This window comes from Lujinxingia vulgaris, assembly GCF_007997015.1.
GTDB classification, from domain to species: Bacteria; Myxococcota_A; Bradymonadia; order Bradymonadales; family Bradymonadaceae; genus Lujinxingia; species Lujinxingia vulgaris.
On record NZ_VOSM01000004.1, the window covers coordinates 443,265 to 466,467 of the forward strand.

15 protein-coding genes are annotated in these 23,203 nt (G+C 65.6%); 6 read left to right on the top strand and 9 right to left on the bottom strand.

The features are described 5' to 3' along the window. Positions 1-63 precede the first annotated feature (63 nt). From FRC98_RS11050 to FRC98_RS11060, 3 genes are all read right to left on the bottom strand, one after another. Positions 64-4,431, bottom strand: a complete 4,368-nt coding sequence (locus FRC98_RS11050) for a tetratricopeptide repeat protein (RefSeq protein WP_146981468.1) — start codon at positions 4,429-4,431, stop codon at positions 64-66. 17 nt (positions 4,432-4,448) lie between these two features. Beyond that, positions 4,449-4,889, bottom strand: a complete 441-nt coding sequence (locus FRC98_RS11055; protein ID WP_146981469.1) for a hypothetical protein — start codon at positions 4,887-4,889, stop codon at positions 4,449-4,451. A gap of 238 nt (positions 4,890-5,127) precedes the next feature. Continuing rightward, positions 5,128-5,568: a single-stranded DNA-binding protein gene (locus tag FRC98_RS11060; protein WP_146973413.1), complete on the bottom strand. Its 441-nt coding sequence runs from the start codon at positions 5,566-5,568 to the stop codon at positions 5,128-5,130. A gap of 312 nt (positions 5,569-5,880) precedes the next feature. On the opposite strand from FRC98_RS11060, the gene FRC98_RS11065 reads away from it, so the two are divergent. Continuing rightward, entirely contained in the window at positions 5,881-8,808 is a 2,928-nt protein-coding gene (locus tag FRC98_RS11065; protein WP_146981470.1) for a tetratricopeptide repeat protein, read from the top strand. Further along, the gene (locus tag FRC98_RS11070) at positions 8,805-9,461 is read left to right on the top strand and encodes a hypothetical protein (RefSeq protein WP_146981471.1); all 657 of its coding nucleotides are present in this window, start codon (positions 8,805-8,807) and stop codon (positions 9,459-9,461) included. The genes FRC98_RS11065 and FRC98_RS11070 overlap by 4 nt, the downstream gene beginning before the upstream one ends. Before the next feature lie 41 nt (positions 9,462-9,502). On the opposite strand, the gene FRC98_RS11075 is transcribed toward FRC98_RS11070, so the two are convergent. The 6 genes from FRC98_RS11075 to FRC98_RS11100 form a co-directional block, all read right to left on the bottom strand. After that, positions 9,503-10,447: an alpha/beta fold hydrolase gene (locus FRC98_RS11075; protein WP_146981472.1), complete on the bottom strand. Its 945-nt coding sequence runs from the start codon at positions 10,445-10,447 to the stop codon at positions 9,503-9,505. Positions 10,448-10,581: 134 nt separating this feature from the next. Continuing rightward, complete coding sequence (locus FRC98_RS11080) at positions 10,582-12,168, bottom strand: hydroxymethylglutaryl-CoA reductase, degradative (protein ID WP_347342160.1); 1,587 nt, start codon at positions 12,166-12,168, stop codon at positions 10,582-10,584. Continuing rightward, positions 12,119-12,445, bottom strand: coding sequence for a Rieske (2Fe-2S) protein (locus tag FRC98_RS11085; protein ID WP_146981474.1), 327 nt, complete (start codon positions 12,443-12,445; stop codon positions 12,119-12,121). The genes FRC98_RS11080 and FRC98_RS11085 overlap by 50 nt, the downstream gene beginning before the upstream one ends. A gap of 148 nt (positions 12,446-12,593) precedes the next feature. Beyond that, entirely contained in the window at positions 12,594-14,291 is a 1,698-nt protein-coding gene (locus FRC98_RS11090; protein WP_146981475.1) for a SpoIID/LytB domain-containing protein, read from the bottom strand. A 170-nt stretch (positions 14,292-14,461) separates the two neighbouring features. Continuing rightward, positions 14,462-18,586, bottom strand: a complete 4,125-nt coding sequence (locus FRC98_RS11095; protein WP_146981476.1) for an MYXO-CTERM sorting domain-containing protein — start codon at positions 18,584-18,586, stop codon at positions 14,462-14,464. Between the two features lie 85 nt (positions 18,587-18,671). Continuing rightward, entirely contained in the window at positions 18,672-20,063 is a 1,392-nt protein-coding gene (locus tag FRC98_RS11100) for a CCA tRNA nucleotidyltransferase (RefSeq protein ID WP_230467508.1), read from the bottom strand. A 170-nt stretch (positions 20,064-20,233) separates the two neighbouring features. On the opposite strand from FRC98_RS11100, the gene FRC98_RS11105 reads away from it, so the two are divergent. The 4 genes from FRC98_RS11105 to FRC98_RS11120 all read left to right on the top strand — a co-directional run bounded on the left by FRC98_RS11105 (position 20,234) and on the right by FRC98_RS11120 (position 23,047). Further along, positions 20,234-20,881 (top strand): hypothetical protein, encoded by a 648-nt coding sequence (locus FRC98_RS11105; RefSeq protein ID WP_146981478.1) that lies wholly within the window; start codon positions 20,234-20,236, stop codon positions 20,879-20,881. A 195-nt stretch (positions 20,882-21,076) separates the two neighbouring features. Beyond that, positions 21,077-21,742, top strand: a complete 666-nt coding sequence (locus FRC98_RS11110; RefSeq protein WP_146981479.1) for a hypothetical protein — start codon at positions 21,077-21,079, stop codon at positions 21,740-21,742. 24 nt (positions 21,743-21,766) lie between these two features. Continuing rightward, entirely contained in the window at positions 21,767-22,297 is a 531-nt protein-coding gene (locus FRC98_RS11115; RefSeq protein WP_146981480.1) for a hypothetical protein, read from the top strand. Positions 22,298-22,432: 135 nt separating this feature from the next. Next, the gene (locus FRC98_RS11120; RefSeq protein WP_146981481.1) at positions 22,433-23,047 is read left to right on the top strand and encodes a hypothetical protein; all 615 of its coding nucleotides are present in this window, start codon (positions 22,433-22,435) and stop codon (positions 23,045-23,047) included. Positions 23,048-23,203 lie beyond the last annotated feature (156 nt).

Here is a 23,203-nt window from a genome sequence, read left to right on the forward strand (position 1 = left end):
CGAACCTCCCACATCGACACACATCGAAGAGAAAACGCCACGCTACCACGAGTCTGCTCAGATCTACACATCATCGCCGCCGGCCTGCAGGGCTTTGAGCGCGCGCCGAACCTCATCAAGATTCGCCGGCGCCGGCTCTCGCCCTTCCACCAGCGCAACCGCCTCGGCATAGAGCGCCCGCGCGCTCGCATCATCTCCGAGACGCTGCTGATGCAGGCCGGCCGCCTCCACCAGCGCATCGAAGCGTTGCCCGGCGTCGAGCAACATCAGCGCATAGGCCTCGAGATCCGCGGCAAGATCGCCCCACTTCTCGGCTGCGCGGTTCAGGGCGATGCGCCGCTCCAGCGCTTCCACGTGTTCCGGCCACAGCCCAAACGCCAGCCCCCAGAGGCGCCGCGCGGCTTCGGGGCGCTTGATGTGCGTCTCCACGATATGCGCCGCATCGGCCACAATCTGACTGGCGGGAACCCGCAACGCCGGCGCCACCTCGTCGGCCTTCAGACGCATCATCTCCTTGATGCTCAACCCCTGGGGTTTGCCGAGCAAAAGCCCCAGCTCGCGGGCCAGGCTCTCCACATAACCCGTCCAATCATCAAGCGCGGCCTGACAGGACTTGATGCCCTCAAGCGCCATCGCATCGCCCGGCGCCGCCTTGAGCACGCGCTCATAATGGGTGCGGGCATCCTTCGGATTATCGAGCTTATGCAGCAGAAGTTCGGCGAGCTCCCGCTCGGTCTCCACCGCGTCGATGCCGCCGCCGGCGACCTGCACGACCACCTCCAGGTGGCGCGCGGCCTGGGTCCACGACTGCGCCTCCAGCGCCATATCGGCCAGCAGGCGGTGCGCGGCCTCGTGGCGCGGATCGCTCTCCAGGACCTGATGCAACCACACGCTGGCGGCCTCGGCGTCGGCACGCTCATCCCAGATCAGCTGCGCGATGAGCAGGCGGTACGTCGTGGCCATCTCGCTGGATTCGGCCGCCTCCAGGCGCGCCTCCAGCAGGCGCAGGCGCGCGCCCACGTCGCCCTCCTCCTCGTAGATGGCCTCCAGCGCGTTGACCACGCCCACCGACTTGCCCAGCCCTTCCGGATCGGCGTCGCGCACAGCCTCCAGGTGACGGCGCGCGCCCACCGGATCTTCGAGCTCATAATAAAGCAGCTCACCGAGCTCCCGCTGAAGTCCCAGCCGACGCGCGCTCCCCAGCAGCTCGCCACCATCGGCCTGGGTCAGCTCCAGCACGATCTCCAGCGCCCCGGCGATGCGCGAGGGGTCATCGCTGGCGCGTGCCTCCTCGAGCTCATTGAGCGCGAGCTGCGCCGGATGCACATGCGGCGAGGTCGTCGGAGCCAGTTCCCGCGCGGACTTCTGGCGTTCGGGCGAAGCGAACTTCTCGACGAGCGCGTCCGGCTCCGGCAGATCCCCCCCCCGGGCGGCTTGCGACGCCGGCGCTCCGTCCGACCTCGGTTGCATCGGGGGCGGCACGACCACCTTGCGGGTATCGCCCTCCTCCATCGCCTCACGACGCGCGCCTTTGAGCACCTTGCCCAGCGCGCTCGTATCATCGACCTGGTCGGCCCGGGGGAGCTTCGCCGGACGCTTGAGCATCGACTCAAAACGTTTCCGGAAGCGACCGACCTCCTCGCCGCCCTCGGATGCTGCCTCAGGCGCCGCCGACGTGTCGTCCTGAGCCGACTTTCCGGCGTCTTCGGGCGCTTCGACGCTCCCCTGATCCTCAAACGCACCGCCGGTGAGGCTGTCGAGCATCGCGTCGAGGCGGCGATCAACGCCCTCCGACGCCTCGCCATCATCGGCGCTCTCCAGCGCGCGCGCCCGCTCCCGAGCCTCGGCCGCCGCCGCCCGATCGCCCCGCTCTTCGGCGAGCATCGCGATGCGCAGCAAGATCTCGCGCCGCGCCCCGTCGGCCGTCTCGATCTCGGCCAGGCGAATGAGCACGTTCTCCAGCAAGCGCCCAACCTTCTGCGATCCGATAGGCGCCGGCGCTTCGCTGCCCTCGGCGTCGACCAGCGCCTCCAGCGCTTCGGCCGCCCCTTGCAGACTCACGCGCTCGGCCGGCATCAGCTGCACCGCCTGCAGGTACGCCCGCGCTGCCGCGTCCCATTGCTCGGCCATCTGGCAGGCCTGCCCCAGCGCCACACCCAACTCCCAGCGGGTCTGGCGCTCGGTGGCCTGCGCGAGCAGCGCGTCCAGCGCCTCGCGCAGCGTCTCGTAGCGCCGATGCCGGGTAAGAAGTTCGATCAGGGTCACCCGAAGCTCCCGATCGTCGGGCTGCAGTGCCAGGGCCGCCCGGAGCTGCTCCTGGGCATCTTCCACAAGCCCCAGCGAGCTGTAGAGCTGCGCGAGCTCCTGCAAAAGCGCCACCGACTGCTCCGCACTCCCCGCCCCGCCAATAAGCTGACGGTAGAGCGCGATGAGCTCTTCAGGCTGCCCGGCCTGGCGCAGATAATCGATCATCCAGTGGCGCGCGCCCTCATCCTGGGCATCGATCTCCAGCACCCGCCGCATATGGCTGGCGGCGGCATCCAGGCGCCGGCGGCGCTCATAGATCTCACCCAGGCGACGATGCGTGCCCAGCAGCGCACGCGCGCGCTCCGCCTCATCTTCGGTGCCCCGCGCCAACTCAAAGGCCCGCTCGCGCATCGGCAAAAGCTCGGTGAGGTAGTCGGTCGCCTCGTCGTCGCGCTCCAGCACCTCGCACATCGCCCCGGCCCACTCCAGCTGCTCGGCGCGCTCCTGCGTAAGCTCCCCCTCGGCGCTGGCCGAAAGACTCAACGCGCGACGCATGCTCAAAAGCGCCTGGCTGGCATCCTCCAACTCCTCAAACCAGATCTGCCCCACCCGCTGGTAAAGCCTGCTCGCGCGGGCGTGCTCCCCGTCGGCCTGGGCCGCCCGCGCCGCAGACCCAAAAGCCTTCAACGCACGCAACGGCTCGCCGCCCAGCACATAGCTCTCCCCGAGGGTGTGCAGCGCGTCGAGCTCCGTCGGATCGAGACGCAGCACCCGCTCCAGATACATGCGCGACTCGGCCAGGTCGCCCTGCCGATCCATCAGGTGGCGCGCCAACTTCAGGTAGGTCGCCTTCAGGGTCTGACGATCGCTGTAGACCCCGGTCAACCTCTTGAGCGCCTCCTCCAACCCGGCCCGCTCACCGGTGCGCTCATAGACCTGACTCAAGAGCTCCAGCGCCGGCCGGTTGCGCGGATCCAGGCGCAGCACCTCCCGCAGACGCTGCGCGCAGCGCTCGGGCTCATCCGGCGCAAGTCGCCTGGCGATCGCAAGCTCGCAGAGCACCCAGTCGCGCGTGTCCTGCCGCTGCCGCAGCACCTCCGAGAGCGCCTCATAGGCCTCCATCACCCGCGCGTCGTCTTTACCGGCGGCGATCGCCAGGGACGGCGCCACCAGCGCGGCCGAGAGGTTATGATCATCGTCCTGCACCAACTCGCGGCGCAGCGACTCCGCCTCCGCCAGGTGCGCCGGTGTCGGGTCGGCCACCAGACAATCGAGCTGGCGCGTCACAAGCTCCGGGTGCAGCCCGTAAAGATCGCGATAACTCCCCAACAGCGCGATTGCCTGGCGCACCTGCCCGTCAAAGAGCGCCTGGTCGGCGTGCGAGAAGAGCTCCTTGGCCTCATAGGAGGCCAACGCCCGCGCCCCCTCCCCGCTGGCCACAAGCCCTCCCTTCCCGCGCGACCCCACCGGCGCATCCTCCGAGACCGCCCGCACCGTCAGCACGCCCGGGCGAATCCGCGCGCTCTCCAGCACCACCCCCGAGAGGTTGGGCAACTTCCACCCAACCCTCGGAAACACATGCAAAAACAACAACTTAAGCGGCCTGAAAATCACAATATCGCCCGCCAACCCCACCCTGAAACTCTTGCCGCGCCCTGGCGAGCGCAACCCCGGCGCGTTGAGCAAACTTGAGATCAGCTCATAGGCCACCAGGCGAGCGGGGTAAGGCAGCGCCCCGTAGGCCCGATAGTCGTAGAGCGAGAGATGCACCTCATCGGCCCGCGCCGGCTCCGGCGGAATCAGCGCCGCCCGAAAACTCAGGTAGCTGTCCGCCCCGAAGGCTTTAAGCCTCAAGCTGACGTGGGCGGCGTCATCCAGAAAGCGCACCTGCAGCTCTTCAAACCCCTCCAGGGTGGCGGCCGCCTCGCTCAAAAGATCGCCGAGCCCCACCTCCGAGATCGCAAACTCCGCCTCCCGCACCCAGGCCCGCGTATGCCGGAAACGATCCAGCCCGGAGCGCGCGTCGAAGGGAAACTTCAGATCCGGGATCTCCATGCGCAGCGATTCCAGCGTGATCCAATCGCTGATCGGCTGACGCTCCGCCCACAGGTAGCCGCGCCCGAACATAAAATCGAGCGCCAGCCCCAGCGGGTTATGTGCGTCCTGTGGCGAGGAGGGTTCCATCCAGATCGTATCCCAATCTACGTCGTGCCCGAGGGCACCGGCTCAAGCTCGCCATCGAGCTGCGCCAGCGCCTCGCGCGCCTTGCGGCATGTGAGGCGATCATCGCGCGTAATCGCCAGCGCCTCAACCTCCAACCAGGCCAGCCGCCGGATTTCAGCCGGCGCTTCACCTGAGGCGATCGTTTTAAACACGCGCATCGCCACGCCGCTCCGTCCGCGTTTCACCTCACAGCGGCCCAGCCCGTAGCTGGCCATCGGCCCGAAAGGTGGCGGCAAATGGCGCTGAGCGTGACGAAAACGCTCCGCGGCCAGATCCACATCACCATGCATCAGGGCGGCTATGGCCTCAAAAAATTCGCTGCGATCGCCGCACTCCCCCTCAGCGATGCCCCGCTCAATAAGCTCCAGGTACACCCGCGTCGAACGCGCGTGGGCGTCTTCCTTCAATGCCTCAGCCATCTTAACCTCCGAAGATAGTGGAAGTTCGGTGGCACAGACTGCGGTTCACAGCTTGAGGCGGCGGCCCAAAAAGCCGCCCCTCGAACCCTGTGTCCGATATCGCGTCGCCTCCCAAAAGACGACGCGCTACGAAAAAACGCACTACGAAAAAAGCGGCGGCGCGTCTCTTCAACGTCACCGCCGCTCCTCAACACATACGCGTGCCCCGCGACCTCAAGCCACGGGGCTCGCCGACGACTCAGAAGGGAATATCGTCGTCGTTGAAGGACTGATCGAAGCTCGACTCGGCCCCGGACGAGCCGCGATCGCTGTCGCCGTAGGACGAGGGTCCATCGGAGCGCCCCGCCGAGCTTCCGCCGCTCAAGAACTGCACGGTCTGCGCCACGATCTCGGTGGTCGAGCGCTTGTTGCCGTCGCGATCTTCCCAGTCACGCGTCTGCATCCGCCCCTCCACAAAGACCTGCCGGCCTTTGCTCAGGTACTTGCCGCAGTTCTCGGCCTGCTTGCCAAAGACCACCACGCGGTGCCACTCGGTGCGCTCTTGCTTCACACCGGACTTATCCGTCCAGACCTCGTTGGTGGCGATGTTGAAGTTCGCCACGGCCGCGCCGCTCTGGGTGTAACGAACCTCCGGATCCGAGCCCAGGTTCCCGATGATCATCGCCTTGTTCAAGCTCATAACGTGCCTCCTTAGATATCTGTCGTCGGCCCTTTCGGGCCTCGCGTTGGCCTGTCATATACCAGCACGCCCGGCTCTCCAAGCGCGCTGGCCCGTGATGCAACAACCAGCCCTGAAACGTCGCCGCCACATCCCGTGGCAAATGCGTCATGGCGCCGCGGCTGGTTTCTCTATTATCGTCGACCTGCGTCAGACTTTGCCTTCTGCGAGCATCTTTTTCGATCTTTTTCACTCGCCAGACCGGCCAACGTGTCCAGCTTCACCACCTGAACAAATAATGGGTAATTCCGCAAGTGCGGGGGTCCAGCAACCATGAGCATTTTTGATAAAATAGGTGCCCGAGTCGGCGACTTCCTCGACGAAGTCTTACTTCCCGAAGACGTGCGTCTGCTGCACGAGCGCGCCCGCGAAGCCATGGATCGCGGCGAATATGTGCGCGCGCGCCATCTTCTGGATGAAGCGCTCCGGCGGCGGCCGGATATCGAGCGCACCCATCATCTTCTGGGCCTCTGTCTGGCGCTGCGCGAAGAGTTCGACGAGGCGGTCACTGCGTTTGAGCGCGCCCTGGCCATCCGCGAAGAGCCCTCCACCCTCTTTCACCTCGGCCTGACGCTGGAGCGCCTGGGGCGCAGCGCCGAGGCCCAGGCGCATCTGCAGCGCGCCCTGGCCATCGGCGATGAAGCGCCTTTCGACTTTGACGTTCACCTCGCGCTGGGGCGGATCTACCTGGATCAGGGACGAGCGGATAAGGCGGCGCGCGAACTCCAGCGCGCGCTGCGTCTCCGCGCGCAGCACACCGAGGCCAGCGTGCTGCTTGCCCGCGCGCTGCTCGCCAGGGGCGACGCCACCCGCGCGGCGGCCATCCTCGACGATCTTCCGGCCGAACATCCCTCCGTCGAACACCTCCTGACCCAGGGTGAGATCGCCTCGCGCCAGGGCCACCCCGCCCGCGCCGCCGATGCTTACGAGCACGTGCTCGATCGCCAGCCCGATCACCTCGACGCGCTGGTGGGCGCAGCGCGCGCGCACGTCGCGATGCACCAGCCCGCGCGCGCCAACCCGCTGCTCTTGCGAGCTCTCTCGGTCTGCGAGCCCGACTGCGACGACACCATCGCCGCTGACATCCACAGCCTCATCGGCCAGACCTACGCCCAGGTGGGCGAACATCAGCGGGCGCTGGCGAGCTTTGAGGGCGCGCTGGGGCTTCACCCCGACCACCTCGGCGCGCTGGCCGGCGCCGGCCGCAGCGCGCTGGAACTCGAAGACTTCGAGCGGGCGCGCGCGCACTTCGAAAAGGCGCTCTCCCGAAGCACCTCGCACCACTCCGGAGAGCCCGACGCCACGACCTCACCACGCCGCGCCGAACTCCTTTACGGGCTTGGCCGATGCCGACTTCACGCCGGCGACGCGCTGGGCGCCCGCCACCTTCTCGACGAAGCCATCATGCTCGCCCCCGATCAGCGTGCCCCCTACCTGCACGCGATGGCCGAAGTTGCCCTGGAGCTCGGCGACGCCGCCGAGGCGCTCATCACCCTTAACGCCGCCACCGAGGCGCACCCCACCTCGCGTCTGCGCGACATGATTTCAGCCACGCGTGCGCGCGCGCTGCGCGCGCTTCAACCTCACTGGCATCCCCCCGAAGATCCCAGAAGCAGCGCGGAGCTCATCGCCGCCCTCGAAGCCCTTCTAAACCTCTACGGCGCCGACCCACACGCCGGCCCGCTCATCCCCCGTCTTCGCGAACTTCTCGAAGACCTCAACGCCCCCCTCTCCGTGGCCATCGTCGGTGAGTTCAACGCGGGCAAGTCCACCCTGGTAAACGCGTTGTTGGGGGAGGCAGTCGTCCCGATGGGCGTGCTCCCCACCACCGCGCACGCCTGCATCATGGGATATGGCCCGCGCGCCGGCGCCCGCGTCGTCTACGAAGACGGCCGCCAGCTCGACGTCGACTTCGCCGGCGCTCGCCAGCACATGCGCGAAGAGCCCGAGGCCATCGCGCGCCTCGACTATAGCTACCCCCACCCCCAGCTCCGCTCGATCAACTTCTGGGACACGCCCGGCTTCAACGCGCTGGACCCGCGCCACGAAGCCCTCGCCGAGCAGGCTCTGGAGCGCGCCGAAGCCATCATCTGGCTCCTCGACGCCAACCAGGCCCTCTCCGATACCGAGTTCGACCGCCTCGACGCGATCCCCCGCGCCGACGAGCGCCTGCTCATCGTCCTCAACAAGGTCGACCGCCTCGGCGACGCCGAGGAGCGCCAGGAGGCCATCGACGCGATCATCGCCCATATTGAAGAGCACGTCGGCCCGACCAGCGCCAACATCTTCGCCATCTCGGCGCTCGAAGCCCTTAACGCACGCCGCCAGGATTCCCCCACACCCGAGGCATTTGAGGCGCTGCTCGACACCATCGATCGTCGCCTCATTCAACGATCCACCCAGATCAAAGTCGCCGCGGCGAAAAGCGCGCTGGACCAGTGGCTATACGATCTTCAGGCCCTTCACGACCAGCTCGACCAGGGCTACGCCGAGCACGTCGCCACCCTCGTGCGCCTCAAAGAACACCTCGATCGGCAATCGCCAGCGCCGGCGCCCCGGGCCGCCTCGGAGGCCGAGGCCCTCATCGACCAGCTCGACTTCGTGGTCATCGGCGTGGAGCGCGAGATCAGCGAGGCGCTCCGCCCCCGCGGCCGCCTCTTCACTCGCCAGCGCCTCGACGAGGAAGATCGCGACTTCATCGTCGAGCTCTTTGCCCGCCGCGTCGACGACCTCCTCGATCGCGCCATGCAACGCGTCCTCCTGGACATCGAAGCCCTCGAAACCACACTCGCCGCCGAGATCAGCCCGATGCTCGGCGCCCTGAATCTCAACGAGGCCCGCGCGCTACGCCGGCGCCTCGACGGCTTCTTCGACGCCTCCCGCGCGCTCAAAAGCGCACTGCGTGACCGCGTCTTTGGCCAGTGGCGCGCCCGTGCCCAGGGCCAACTTCGTGCCGCCAGCGCCGCAGCCTTTGAAGAGCTCCTCGCCCTCCCCGCCGAAGATGTCGCCGGGCGACGCGAAAAGCTGCGCGCGCTCCTTCCCCGAGTGGACCAGCGCTTCACCGACCCGCTGGCCGCGTGGCTCCGGGAATTTTCCCTTGCTGCAACGCGCTTTTGCGATAGGCTCCAGCGCGACCTCGAAGCGCTCCGGCTGGAGGCGCATCACCGCTACAACCTGACCCCCTCGGCCTCCTCCCCATGATCTTCTCTGCTCTGCTCTCACGCTCGCGTTTTCTTCTGGTCTTCTGCGCCTTCGCCACGCTGACGGCGTGCGCCGATGAAGCCAATGAAGCGCCGGAGGGCGACTCCGGCCCCGACGTCACCACGGCAGCAACCGAAGCCGGCGAAGACGACGTAGCCCTGGACTTCGAGAGCGCCGAGCCTGCTCAGGAACATGTCGCGACCTCTACCAAGCGCGGCACCATCGCGGCGATGCCCCCTCTCTCGCTGGGCACCTTCCTCTCGCGCGCCGACGCGCAGGAATTCATCCCCAATACGCCCCTGGATGAGGCGCCTTTTCCGGGCCAGCGCGTCAGTTCCACCTACAACGCGGTGCGCTACACCCCGAGCGAAGGCGGCGCCTTTGGCCTCGCACTTCAGGCCTGGTCCACCGAGACCCCTGAGGCCGCCGAAGAGCGCGTCGCCTCACTGCGTGAGCAGTTCCTCAATGTGGCCGACGCCCCGCAGAGCGCGCTCCCCGAAGGCGCCTTCACCTCGGAGCGCGCCGGAATTCGCACGCTGGTCTTCCGCTCCACCGAGCGCGCGTATGCCTTCGCGTTGAGCTGCGGGCTGGACCATTGCCGCAACTGGCGGCCCCTGATTGCGCTTGGCGAGTCGATCGCGGCGAAGCAATAGCCCAATAAAACCAGCAACTTAGACAACGTCCGGCCCGCACATCACGAGCGATGCGCGTCGAGGTGCGCGAGCAAAAGCGCATTGACCTCGTCGGCTGCGTCGCGCTGTACCCAGTGGCTTGCGCCCTCAATGCGATGCACATTCGCAGCGGCACAACGCGCCACCGAAGGCGCGATCAGGCTGGTGTGAAGCGCGCTATCCGCCGTACCCCAGATCACGCGCATCGGAAGTTCGATAAGCGGCGCCTCCGGCTCGCGAAGGCTGTAGCGCGCCGCCCGATACCACGAGAGCATCCCGCGCAGGGCTTGCGGCTGCGCCCAGGCTTCCATGTAACGCGCGATCTCCTCGCGTCGAAACGCCCCCTTCGTTGCCTCACCCACCATCGCGCCCCGAAGCGCCCCGAAGTCTCGCGCCGAGAGCATCTTCTCGGCCAGCCCGGGCACCTGAAAGAGCATCACATACCAGCTCCGCCAGAACTGGTTGGGGTTGGACCAGAGCGCCTTCGCCAGCACCTTCACCGGTGGGCAGTTGAGCACCGCCGCCGACGTGAAACGATCAGGTCTATGCGCCGCAAGCCACCAGGTCAGCGCCCCACCCCAGTCATGGCCTACGACCTGCGCCCGCTCGATCTTCAGCGCATCCATGATGCCCAGCACATCCTCGCCCAGCGCCGCCAGACGGTAGTCATCCACGCGCTCGGGCTTGTCACTGCGATCATAACCGCGCTGATTGGGCACAATCACCCGGTAGCCGGCTTCGACCAGCGCCTCGATCTGCCGCGCCCATCCCATCCAGGAGTCCGGAAACCCGTGCAGCAAAAAGACCACCGGCCCGTCCTCAGGCCCGGCGACCGCCACGTGCAGCTGCACCTCGGGGCCGGTGTATGCAAAAAACTTCACCGCCTCCCCCAACCCCACCGCCTCGGCCTGCTGGCGGTAATAGTCGCGGTTGGCGTGCAGAATCAGCTCATCGAAGATCGCTCGCATCGCGTTGCTCCCGGGCTCAACACATCATCATTCCATCAACGCGCCCCACTCTATCGCGTGCTCGCCAGAAAAAAAGAGCCGCCCGCGCTTCGCGCGGGCGGCTTCTTGTCAGCGATTCTCCTCAGCGGGCGCTATCAGCCCGCAGCCTCAAGCTCCCCGGAGGCCCGCATCGCCAGCAGAATCTCGCGAGCGCGATGCACCTTGATCTCACCGTCTTCGATCAGGCGCTCCACCACACGGTCCAGCTCCTCGGGTTTGGCACCGGCGGTCGCCGCCACGCTGCGCGCATGCAGCGACATATGCCCCCGCTGAATCCCCTCGGTCGCCAGCGCCTTGAGCGCCCCCATATTCTGCGCCAGCCCCACCGCGCCCATCACTTCCGCAAGCTCCGCGGCCGACTCGATGCGCAGGATCTTATGCGCCAACTGCACGGTCGGGTGCAGACGAATCGGACCACCGACGGTGCCGACCTGAATGGGAATCTCCAGGATCCCCACCAGGGTCTCCCCCTCAATGCGCCAGATGGCCATCGGGCGGTAGCGCCCGTCGCGCGCGCAGTAGGCATGCGCGCCGGCCTCCAGCGCGCGCCAGTCGTTACCGGTCGCGATGCACACCGCGCCGATGCCGTTCATGATGCCTTTGTTATGCGTCGCCGCCCGGTAGGGATCGACCTCGGCAAACTCACTGGCCAGCACGATGCCCTCGGCGACCTCTTTGCCGCTGAACGACTTCCACGCCAGGTCTCTAAAAGGAATGCGACAGGTCGCGCGCACTTTGCGCCGATCCGCCAGGTTGCTCAGGATACGCAAAAAGACGCGCCCGCCGGTGAGCTCTTCGATGCGCGGGGCCATGCCCTCGGCCACCGAGTTGATTGCGTTGGCACCCATCGCGTCGCAGCAGTCGATGAAGAGATGCACCACCAGCATCCGCTGGTAGTTGCCCTCATCGATCAACCGAACCTCCAGCCCGGTGACCCCACCGCCGCGCTCGACCATATTGGGTTGCAGGGCGTTGGCCGAGGCGATGAGCTCGTCGCGCTGCGCCTCAATGGCCTCGCGTGCCTTATCCCAATCCTCACAGCCGACCACCTGCACCTGGCCGATCATCACGTTGCCCTCGGCGCGCGCTTCAAACCCGCCGCTGCCCCGCGCGATCTTGGCCACGTGGCTCACCGCTGCGATGATGCTCGGCTCTTCCACCGCCATCGGCACCAGGTAGTCACGACCGTTGACCTTAAAATTCAGCCCCAGCCCCAGCGGCAGCTCCAGCACCCCGATGGCGTTCTCCACCATCTGATTGGCCATCTGCGCGTCGAGGCCACCGCCATGACTGCGCAGGAGCGCGGCGTCCTGCGCGTCGATCACCCCGCGCTCCACCAGCAGATCCACCCGCTCACGGGTGCTCATCCGGTAAAATCCCCCGATACGGCTGCTCGGCCGGTCCTTATCTTCGTGATTACTCACTCGATCTTCACGTTGCGCTTTGCGAGTCTCCAACATCGCTCGCTCCCATAAAAAAGTCATCTGAGGGTCATCCACAGCACCCTGCGGATCGCTGACCGATGAACCTTCGACGCCACCCCCGTCCAGGGCAAACCAGAATCGACGAATGGTTGCCATCGCCGTTAATCGGTCGCGTCGCTCATTAAATGGTCGCTCACCTGGCGCACCTTTAAGGGCGCACCCACACTCGCTCCTCTTCCACCACCACTTCATAGACATGCACAGGCGCCGAGCGGTGATCGCAGCGCCCCGTCTCCAGATCAAACGCGTACTGATGGTGAGGGCAGATGATCTTCCCATCGAAGATCACCCCGTAGGCCATCGAGCGCGACTTATGCGGGCAGATCTCATCGACCGCCCTCACCCGCTCGCCATCCATGCACAGCAGCACCGCGCGGTCGCCAACCTTAAAACGCGACGGCAGCACCTTGCCCACCTCATCCAGGCCGCAGACCTCTTCAAAGCCCTGCGCCAGAAGTTCTTCTCGTGTCGCCATAGTTGCTCCAGGAGCGTCTCGCGAGGCCTTCTGGCCTCGCTGTGTTCACGAACCCTTGAACACCGGCGCCCATTCCTCTCTACCGCCCCGGAGCGCCCGGTTCAACCCCACATCCCCCCTACGTGCCGGCAACCTCCCGCCGACGCGTTTAGTACAATTTGGTCACGTCGATGCCGCGGTAATAATGGGTCAGAATCTCGCGATGCGTCTTGCCCTGCGACGCCATCCCAATAGCCCCGGTCTGGCACATGCCCACGCCGTGGCCAAACCCGCCACCGCGGAAGCTGAAGGTACGCACAAACCCGTCGCGCCCTTTCTCCATCTCCATCACAAAGAGCCCGCTGCGAAGCCCGCCGAAGAGCCGGCGCACGTTGAGCTCGCGCTCCACCACCGCCTCCCCGCGCTCCCCCTGCAGGCGCAGGCGAATCACGCGTCCGCTCACCCCGCGGCTGATCACCTCGGCGTGCCGAATCCGGCCGATATCCTCCCCCCGCTCCGCAAGCCAACTCTGCGCCTGGGAGGCCTCCACCTCACGCGTCCAACGGTAGAGGCGAGCGCTGCTGACCGGTGCGGTTTTGCTATAGGCGGGAAAATCGCTGGCCAGGAAGGCTTCGATATTCTCCTCAGTGATCCCGTCCTTAAACGCCTCCGGCACATCGCCCGCCGGCGCATCCGGGCGCCCCCGAAGGTGCGGCCAGGGCTCGGCATCCCAGACTGTCTCATTATTCTCGGTGAAGCCTGCGGCGTTGGAGCTGTACACCGCATCGACGATGCGATTTCCCGCCAGCATCACCTCGCCATGCGTGGCGTCGACGGCCTCATTGGTGCGCGGATCCTCGTTATCAATGCCCCCGTACACCTGGTCGTACACATCGGCGCGCAGCATGTAGGGGTCTGCGAGATTGCGAACGCCGATCGCGGCGAAGATATTATTTCGCGCCGCGATCGCCTGCGCCCTCAAAGCCCCCTGGGGCGCCGACGCATAAATCTCCGAGGGCACCGTACCCTTGAGCACCCGCTCCGCCCCCAGGTTGTTGATCACCGCGACCTTGCCGTTCTTATCCGACGCAAAGATCAGCTCCCCGGTATAACGTCGGGTCTCCGCCCCGGCGTTATACGACTTCTTAATCCCCGGCACCGTGTAGCGAATCGACTCCTCGCGCCCCCGCCGCGCGCTCACCCAGAGCACATCATCATGGCGGATGCTCACATCGAGCCCCCGCGCACTCAACGTTAACGTGCCCCCCGGAAACTCGAGGCGCTCACTGTGTACGCTGCCGTTGATGCCGAACTGCGCCTCCAGCCGACGCCGCAACGACTGCGCCTCCTCAAAGGTGTTCGCCCCGCCCACACACACCAGGATCACCCGCGAATCAAACACTTTCCCGCGCACCGCAAAAAGCCCACCCACCTCAAAGGTACGCGGCATCATCCCGCGGCCCTCCCACTGCCCCAGAACGCCATCGACCCGCTCGCGCTGGTCCACGGCCACCCGGTCCACCACCACCCAGTGCTTGTAGCGCCCCGCCCTCCCGTTGCTCATCGTCACGGTGTACGTCGTATCCCCCGGAAGATCGATCTCCGGCCCCCCCGGCCCCTGCGGCATCACGCGTATCGGCTCACTCGGGGTGAACTCAACCTGCTCCTCCCCCTCCAAGATCCCCAGCCGAATCAGCGGGTCGCCGTTTCGCGTAAAGTTGAGCTGCGGCGCGTACAACATCGCTACACGATCCGCCGTCGAGAGCTCGCGCCCCTGCGCGCTGGCGTGATGCTGCGCTCCGATCACCAACAGGAGCGCCACCATCGCGCCCCACCCGAACTTCCCAAACACCTGACTGCTCTGCATCGCCTACCTGTGACGTCGTCTGCCGAATCCCTGGCCTCTTCCCCCACCATAGCGCGACCTGCCCCCGGATGCACCAACGCCGGCGCCCTTTTGAGACGCCGGCGTCAACACGCACCTTGCCCGATCGTTGTGTTCCGCTCAGGCCGAGGCCACGCGTTTTAGGCTATCGATCACTGCACCACGCGCAGCACAACCTCGCCGACCGCCGGGTCCACCTGGGTGTCGATCTTCATATCGGCCACCAGCCAGCCGCCCTCCGGCCAGACCATCGCCCGGGTAAAGAACCCGTGCGCCGCCGTCCCCGACTCCAGACTCCCTGCCAGCGTCTCCACATCCCAGCCGCCGGCGGCCGCGCGCGTCGCCGTCATCAACCGGTGGTTCGTCGCATCCTGGAAGAAGAGCCGCACGCTCCCATCCTCCGCCCGGAAGATCGTCACGTCATCGCCGATCGGCGCATCGGTCCAGCCGCCCACCGTGTCGCGAATCCCGTCGACCACAAGCTCCTCCGCACCGCCCGGCGCACGGTACGCCAGCGCCATCTGGTCGACCTTCATATAGGCCGCGTGCACCTGGTCAGCCTCGTCGGGCACAAGGCTCGTATACACCCCGGTCGCCTCGCCATGCTGCTGCACGCCGCCCCACTGCCCCTGGGCATCGCGCCACATCCACGACGCGCGCCCGGCCACGCTATCGAAGAAGCTCAAGAAGATGCGATCGCCGATCTGACGCGGCTGCACATGCAACGCCACCACCGGCGGATGCGCCTCCAGCCCCTCCACCGGCGCACTCACTCCCTGGTGAAGCACCTGCGGCGTCACGTCGACCAGCGCATCCAACGCGCCGTCAGCCGGAACTTCGCGATAACGAAGCTCCGAGCCTCCCTCCTCGGTGCGCGCCACATAGAAGAGGTGCAGCACATTCCCCTCCCGAAGCACCGCCGTCGACAGACCCGCATCACCGCTCTCGTCAAGCACGCTGGTCTCAAACTCCCAGCTCCCCGCCGACTCCACACCGCGCGCATACTTCAACACCTGCGCATCTTCATCGCGGTAGAAGACGTGCACCACCTCATCCTCATCGATCGCCAGCGCGGTATGCGTCCCCACCCGGTCTCCACCGTCGGTGCGACCGCCACGCGGACCATCCACATCACCGCGAATACGACCGCGGGTGGGAACGCCGTCCACAAACATCCACTCCAGATCCAGCCCGCCACGCGCCACACCCACCATCAAGTCCTGATAGCGAAGGTTGAACGCGCTCGCTGCCACCAGATCGCCCTGGCTATCCATCGAGGTGTACCCGCCAAAATACCCGACGGGAATCGGCGGCAACTTCACACACTCACAGCTCCCGCCGGTCACCTCACAGGCCACCGGATCGGAGCTGCCCATGTTGGTGACTTCCGGCGCGTAACCCGGCTCACAGGTCACATCGGCACACCAGTTCGGAAACTCCGTGCAGCTGTTGGTCTGCTGGCAGCAATACTGCGACTCACCACAACCTTCCGCACAGAAACTCTCGCACACGCACTGGTTGCCCTCACCGCAGGTCGCAAACTCACCGACGCCACACTCCTGCGAGCAATCCGCAGGCTCCGAACAACCGGCCAGGCACTGCCCGCCTTCACAATAGCCTTCCGGGCAATCCGCGCTGCTCTCGCAGCTCAGCGGCACACACGCCCCTTCGACGCACGACTCATTGCCCGCGCACTCACTCGCGCAGGCCTGCCCCGCGTCATCGCTGCACCCGACCGTAAGCCCGAGCAGCGCCACCACGGCAACCGCCCCGGCCACTCGCCGACGCAGCCGCGCCAGCACAAGCAGCCCCACCATCAAGAGCAACGCTCCGGGACCACCGCTGCCCGACGTCGTCGCGCAGCCATCGTCGCCTTCGCCACCGTCATCCTGACCCAACGCCTGACCTCGGGCAGCGAGCGTCGACCGCGTGCTACGCCCGACCTCATCACGCACCTCAACCTCCAGCGCTTCGTGGCCTTCCACCTCAGCGATCTCACGCACAGGGCCCCAGGCGCTCCACGCACCCTCGCCACGCGCATTGAGCCAGCGCACGCGCATCTCCAGCGCCTGCAACGCACTCGCCGAGTCCACCTGCACAAGCGCCGCGCGCTCACCCCAGGCCAACTTCAGCTTCGGCGCACTGTAATGAACGCTGACGCGATGCTCCGTCGGCACCGACTGCCAGCGTGCGCCCTCGCGCATCGCGCGGGCCCGCAGCTCCACCTTATGATCTCCCTCCAGGCGCAGCATCGGGTCGGTGATCACAAGGTTCGGCCCCACTCCCGCAAGCTGCCACACCCCACCGTTGAGACGGTACGCGTACTCATACACGTCACCAGCCACCGGCATGCCGCTCTCGGTCGCCTGCACATCGAGCTCCAACCGAACCTGCGGAGCGTTGCCTTCCTCCTGCGTCACCAACACCTTGCTCTTCAAAACGTCCGAGCCCACCACCGACATCAACCCGGCCGACGGTTCGCTTCCCACAAACTCCAGGTCCGCAAACAGGCCCAGGTATTCGTTATTGTCGATGCCGGTAATGTCGTCGTCATCCAGCAACAGGCGGTAGCCCACAAACTCCGGAAGATCGATCGGATCGGCCAGCGCCTCGGTCAGCGCCGGCAGCGCAAAGCCCATCAACGTCGGCAAAAGATCGATCAGCGCCTGCGCATCACCCTCCAGAAGCTCATCGTTGAGCACGCGGATATTCTTCAGGGCGCCTTCAATATCGCCCAGCACCGCGAAGAGCTGGCCCTGGTCGTCAATCGTCACCGCGATCGGAAGCTCAATATCGGTGCGCAGCGTAAACAGGCGCGTATCGCGCTCCTGCACAAAGCCATACATATGCAGGTCCACATCCTTCCAATCCAGGGTCAGCAGCCCCTCTTCCACCACACGGTCCCCACCCTCAGTGCGCACCACGTTGGCCCCCAGCACCACCTCCGGCGCCTGCTGCGGCGCAAGCTGAATGCGCATCGGCGCATCCCGCGTCGAGAACACACTCAGCGAAGGCACAAGCCCCGCAATCGTCCCCGTCGAGAGCATATCCACCTGCGCCGAGCCCACCGACGCACACAGCCCGCCGCTCGACCACACCGACCAGAAGAGGTGCTGCAACGCCCGCTGGCTCAACGCCAGACCAAACATAAAGGGCGTCCCATCCGGCTTCACATCACTGTTGATCGTCGGCGAAGGCGTAATTGGCGCCAGAGAAGGACGCGTGGTCGGATCGACCGGCACACATGTCTCATAGGTCTCCGGCTGAAAACCCGCCCGCGCCGCGAGCGAAAGCCCCGTATCGGCCACCGCCCGGTCCGCAAGTCGCCCCGTCATAAAGATGTCGGCAATATCACCACTGGAGAACTCACCAATCAGCGCCCCCAGCTCAATCGCCCCTTCCATTCCCAGCATCCGCGGCACGCACTTCTGGTTGGCGTCATACACGCACACCTGCGTTCCCGAGACCTCCCCACAGGACGCGCCCGCGCCACACGCCGGCTCGCCATCCCCACACACCTGGCAGACCTGCCCGGTCACCGCCTCCTGCACCGCCGCGTTGAGCTGGTCGCTGATCAAACGCTTGATCGTAGTGTCCAGCACCGACGCCGCCAGAGACACCAGCCCCGAACACTTGAAGTTACTCGACTCTCGCCCCCGCGCTGCGTAGTAGACGCCGTTAACGTTGGCCTCAATCTCGCCGACATCCACGCGTAAGTCATTGAAAGGGCTGAGCTCATCGACCGCAAACCCCACTGGAATCCGCGCCGGAATCTGCGCCGCGTCCCCTCGCGAGCCTCCCACACGATAGACATCCAGCCAGCAACTAAAATCACCAATGACCGGCAAGTCCCCCTCCACCGGCAGCGTGAACGCGACATTGCCCACCGTCACGCTTGCATCCAACCCACTCGGCGGCCGCGGAGAGAGTGAAGCATGTTCAACGCTCAGATCCAGCTGACAGCCCACGCTCCCATCGTCGCACTGACTCTCTTCATGGCAGACCTGGAAGTCACCCGTATCACTCGGCGGCACGCAAAAACTTAATCCCCCCTCCTGCACCGCCCCGATCAGGTTCGGAACCTCACTGGCCATAAACGAGAGCCCGTGACTGCTCAGGCGCACCTCCGCGCTCACCGGCACCGTCTTATCGATATGCTCCTCGGGGTAGGGAACCTCCGCAAACCCCTCCATATCGCAACCACCGTCACAGCCCATCACCACAAGGGCCGTGCTCCATAGCGTGGCGCGGCGCACCCAGCGTGTCTTCAGGCTCATCGTCTTCTCTCCCATCGCGCTATCCTGATCCAGGGCGAGCGCGCCACACATAATTCCGGGCGCGCTCACTCCATGTATGAAGTTCTTAAGCCAGCTCCGGCACATCCGCGGGCGGATTCCGGCGCAAACTCTCCACGTAATAATCGGCCTCGCGGCCGCTCTCCAGAAGGCCCTCAACGATACGCTCTTCCAGAGCGCTCTTCAACAGCCCCACCACAGGCGATGGTTTCAGCCCGAACGCGTCCATCAAGATGCGCCCGATGCCTTTCGGTAGCTCCGGCCGCAACGACTGCGCCTGCTCCAACGCCTCAATCCTCCCCGCAAGCTCCTCCACCCGCTCCAGCGCCGCCTCCCGCTTCGCCATCGACGCCGTCGTCAGATCCGCCCGCGCAAAATCCAGCATGCTCTCCACATAAGGGTCGAGCTCCCGCACCAGCCGCCGCACCGCCGGGTCGGTCCACTCCCCGCTGTACTGCGGAATCCGCCCGTGCAACGCGATGATATGACGCACCTCTTTCGCGGTGGCCTTATCCATCTTGAAGCGCTCGGCCACCTCATCAAAAGCGTTCGCCCCCGCATCCTCATGGCCATAGAAGCTGACTCGCCCCTCCCCCTCATCAACCTCCCGCGTCCACTGCTTGCCCACATCATGCATCAGCCCCGCCCACTTCAACGCATCGGACTGCGGGCACTGCGTGATCACCTGCAGCGTATGCTCCCACAGATCCTTATGATGCACCGGGCTCGACGCATGAAAACCGCGCAGCCCCGCCACCTCCGGCAAAATGATCTGCAAGAGCCCCACCTCCTCCAGAAACGCCATCGCCTGATGGATGTACGGACCGTGCAGCATCTTCGTCATCTCCTGAAGCCAGCGCTCCCGGCTGATGTCCTCAATGCAATGCGCCCGGTCGGCCGACGCCTGCCTCAACTCCGCGTCAATCGTAAATCCCAGCCGGCTCTGAAACCTCGCTGCCCTCAAGATCCGCAGCGGGTCCTCGGCCAGCGTCTCCCACGGGTCCCCCACCACCCGCATCACCCCTTTCTGCAAATCATCAAGCCCCCCGTACGGGTCAATGAAATCTCCCTCGGCGTTCATCGCCATCGAGTTGATCGAAAAATCTCGCCGCCCCAGATCCTGGTCGATCGTATCCCCGTACGTCACCACCGGATGCCGACTTCCCCGCCGGTAATACTCCGCCGAGCGGTAGGTCGTGACCTGACAATCCTTCGGATACCCCTTCTCCTCCGGCCCCCTCAGCACCGCCCCGATCGTCCCGAACTCCTTGCCCACCTCATAATAAGGCAGGTTCGCCCCCTTGATGATCGCCAGAGACTCCTCCGGCAACGCGTTCGTACAAAAATCCAGGTCGTCCAACTCATCGATAGGTATCCCCAGCGCCACATCGCGCACCGCCCCACCCACCAGAAACAGTTCCTTCCCAGCCTTTTCAAAGGCCTCAAATAAGCGCTTCATCAAGCTCCTTTCTCGCCCATCATTCTTCTGCCGCTGGTGTACCCAATCACCTCCGCGTCGGCAAACCCCGATCATCGACGCGCCGCGTCACCCTTGACGTCCTTGAAATCACTGCTAAAACCCCTCCCCTCTTTTGGATTCACCCTGACATCACCACGAAAGGTACTGCAATGAACAAGCTCCTCACCCTCCTCCTCGCCATCTTCCTCGCCACCGGCACCTTCAGCGCCTGCGGCTCCGAGGCCGACGAAGACCCCAACACCGAAGCTGACGCGGGCGACGACACCGACGCTGGCGACGACACCGACGCCGGCGACGACTCCGACGCTGGTGGGGACGATGTGCCCGCCGACCAGGAAGACGTTGCCGCCGTCATCGCCACCGAAGTCGCCCTCTACGGCGCCATCGACAACACCTACAACGAGAGCGAGTGCAACTGCGCCTTCGCCGACTCCGGCTACGAAAGCGCCGAAGCCTGCCTGACCGACCTCGTCATCACCGAAGAGGCCCTCGACGCGTTTGAGACCTGCGCCACCGCCGCCACCGCCGACATCACCGCCCCGGCTGCCGGCCTGGAGAGCTACACCACCTGCGACACCGCCGCGACCGATGAGTTCGTGACCTGCCTCGACGCCATCGACACCACTGTCTGCTCCGAAGACAACGACGCCGCCCTCGAAGCTTGCGCCACCACCTTCCAGACCTCCTTCGAAGCCTGCACCGCCGAGCCTGGCTTCACCTGGTACAACGAAACCTTCACCGTCGCCGTCGGAGATGCCGGCTGCTACGACGATCTCTTCCCGGCTCCCGCCGAATAAGGCTCCCCGGCGCATCCCGCGCCCGACAGCCTGACTCACAAAAAGCCGCCCGGCACCCGGGCGGCTTTTTGCGTTCTTGTCCTCAACTCCCCTCCTCCCGCTCCCTTCTCCCTTGAACCTCATCGCACATCACGGCACCATTCCCTCCATCAGCACGCATCCCCATCCCTCGAACCCACTCCCGGAGCCAGAGCCATGTCGCATCGAACCCTCGCCACGCTTTGCCTCATCGTCACCTTCGCCCTCACCGCCGCCTGCGGCTCCTCCGAGCGCCGCGCCTCCGCCACCGGCTACGACGGCCCCACACAGATCGAAGGCGAAGACCCCGACCGCGGCGGCGCCTCGGGCTTTGCCTCCGCCCTCGCCCAACTCATGGGCACCGAAGCCCGCAACGACAACAGCGTCCACACCCTTGCCTGTGAATGCGCCTTTGAAGCCGAGGGCTACAACAGCGTTGAGCAATGCCTCGAAGACAACATCGACGAGCTTGTCTTTGAGGACGCCTTAACCGAGTGCTTCGCCCAGGCGATGACCGACCTCCCCACCCCGCCTGCCTCCCTCCAACGCGTCATCAACGATGCGCTCGTCGCCTCCAACACCTTCGACACCTGCATCGCCGCCATCGACACCTCTTCCTGCCCCGACGACCTCGAAACGATCGGAGCCGCCATCGAAACCTGCGAAGCCGACCGAGACACCGCACTCGAGGACTTCGAGCCCGCAGAAGGTGACCAGGACTGGATCGACCAGTTCGAACAGGCCGTCGAAGAGGCCGGCTGCTTCAGCTTCGGTCCCGGCGACGGCGGCAACCCGACCCCTCCCTCCACGGGCGGCGACGTGACTCCCGACGGCGACCTCTAATCACCAACGCACCCGATGAGCTCCATGACCCGCTTCCCCATCATCACCCTCGCTGCAGCCTGCCTCCTCGCAGGCTGCAGCGCCTACTCCCCCCTCTCCCGCGGCGGCGCCCCCGGCAACTCCCCCCAACTCGCCAGCGACTTCGCCACCGCCTTCACCCACCTCCTCCTCATCGAAGCCGACGCCGACGCCTTCGCCTGCGCCTGCTACTTCGAAGAAGACGGCTACGCCTCCCCGCAGCAATGCATGGATCGCACCTCCATCAGCGACGCCGACCGCCAGAACCTCTTTGAATGCACCTACGACGTCGTCCTCAACCTCCCCCCTGCCCCCCACGGCGTGCGCGACTTCGCCAGCCGCTACAAGCGCGCCTCCGCCTCCTACCAGCGCTGCCTGAACCTCGACGCCAACAACTGCTCCGACGCCGAGTTCAACCGCCAGTCCAACTGCCGCGCCCTCCTCGTCGCCGAGCTCGAAGCCGAACCCGCCGACGACGCCAGCGTCCGCTGGTTCCAGAGCTTCGATAAGGCCGCCTCCAACGCCGGCTGCTACTGACTCCCTCTGAAAGCATCTGAAACTCCCCCCCCGACCCGTGACTTCGGCGGCGACTTCTCTCACCATGGGCCTCGCTGCCATCGGGCGCATCTGCGCGCCTTTTGACATTGATAACCATCACACGGGACCGCTGAAATGCCCCAACGCTACATCCATCTCGTACTACTCGCCCTCGTCGCCACCACCCTCAGCCTCGGCTGCGGCTCCTCGGAACGTCGCGGAACCCCGACCGGCAATGATGACGTCAACCTCCCCGACGCCGGTGACGACACCACCTCCCCCTCCACCGACGAGCTCTTCGCCGAGTTCTTCGCTCGCCTTCAGTTCACAGTATCCGGCGAGCGTGATTACAACTGCCGCTGCTACCCGGAGGAGTTTGGTTATAGTTCTACGCAGGAGTGCCTGGACGAACACGAGCCCCTCCCCGACGACTTCGTCGAAACCATGGAGGCCTGCTTCAACGAAGAGCTGGAGGTCTACATCAACCCGGAAGACGACCTCGTCGCCCCCCTGCGCACCCTCCTCCTGACAGGCCTCGACGCCCTGGATGATGAGGCCGTCTGTATGGAGTCCGCACGCCAGGCCACCGAGTGCAACGCCGCCAACGACGAGGCCTTCTCACTATGCGAAGACCAGCGCGCCGCCACCATCGCCGCCGCTGAAGAGGATGCTCCTGCCGGGGTCTCAGACTGGCTCAACGACGCCGCGAATATGCTCTACGCCTCATCCTGCCTCGACCTCATCCCCTGAGCCCGCCACACAACCTCGCCACGCAAGCCCACCGCCCCCGGTGGGCTTTTTTATACCCAAACGCCAACGCCCTCCCCCCTCTTGCCTTTCCACCACCCGCCCCTTTACTTCTCGACGCCTTTATCCGAACCTTACGCCGCCTACTGAATGACCATT

Bases quoted from the DNA above. Each gene is read 5' to 3' on its own strand.
- FRC98_RS11120 (WP_146981481.1), top strand. From the start codon at position 22,433: ATGCCCCAACGCTACATCCATCTCGTACTACTCGCCCTCGTCGCCACC.
- FRC98_RS11085 (WP_146981474.1), bottom strand. From the start codon at position 12,445: ATGGCGACACGAGAAGAACTTCTGGCGCAGGGCTTTGAAGAGGTCTGC.
- FRC98_RS11070 (WP_146981471.1), top strand. From the start codon at position 8,805: ATGATCTTCTCTGCTCTGCTCTCACGCTCGCGTTTTCTTCTGGTCTTC.
- FRC98_RS11055 (WP_146981469.1), bottom strand. From the start codon at position 4,889: ATGGCTGAGGCATTGAAGGAAGACGCCCACGCGCGTTCGACGCGGGTG.
- FRC98_RS11090 (WP_146981475.1), bottom strand. From the start codon at position 14,291: ATGCAGAGCAGTCAGGTGTTTGGGAAGTTCGGGTGGGGCGCGATGGTG.
- FRC98_RS11065 (WP_146981470.1), top strand. From the start codon at position 5,881: ATGAGCATTTTTGATAAAATAGGTGCCCGAGTCGGCGACTTCCTCGAC.
- FRC98_RS11100 (WP_230467508.1), bottom strand. From the start codon at position 20,063: ATGAAGCGCTTATTTGAGGCCTTTGAAAAGGCTGGGAAGGAACTGTTT.
- FRC98_RS11050 (WP_146981468.1), bottom strand. From the start codon at position 4,431: ATGGAACCCTCCTCGCCACAGGACGCACATAACCCGCTGGGGCTGGCG.
- FRC98_RS11075 (WP_146981472.1), bottom strand. From the start codon at position 10,447: ATGCGAGCGATCTTCGATGAGCTGATTCTGCACGCCAACCGCGACTAT.
- FRC98_RS11110 (WP_146981479.1), top strand. From the start codon at position 21,077: ATGTCGCATCGAACCCTCGCCACGCTTTGCCTCATCGTCACCTTCGCC.
- FRC98_RS11095 (WP_146981476.1), bottom strand. From the start codon at position 18,586: ATGAGCCTGAAGACACGCTGGGTGCGCCGCGCCACGCTATGGAGCACG.
- FRC98_RS11080 (WP_347342160.1), bottom strand. From the start codon at position 12,168: ATGTCTATGAAGTGGTGGTGGAAGAGGAGCGAGTGTGGGTGCGCCCTT.
- FRC98_RS11060 (WP_146973413.1), bottom strand. From the start codon at position 5,568: ATGAGCTTGAACAAGGCGATGATCATCGGGAACCTGGGCTCGGATCCG.
- FRC98_RS11115 (WP_146981480.1), top strand. From the start codon at position 21,767: ATGACCCGCTTCCCCATCATCACCCTCGCTGCAGCCTGCCTCCTCGCA.
- FRC98_RS11105 (WP_146981478.1), top strand. From the start codon at position 20,234: ATGAACAAGCTCCTCACCCTCCTCCTCGCCATCTTCCTCGCCACCGGC.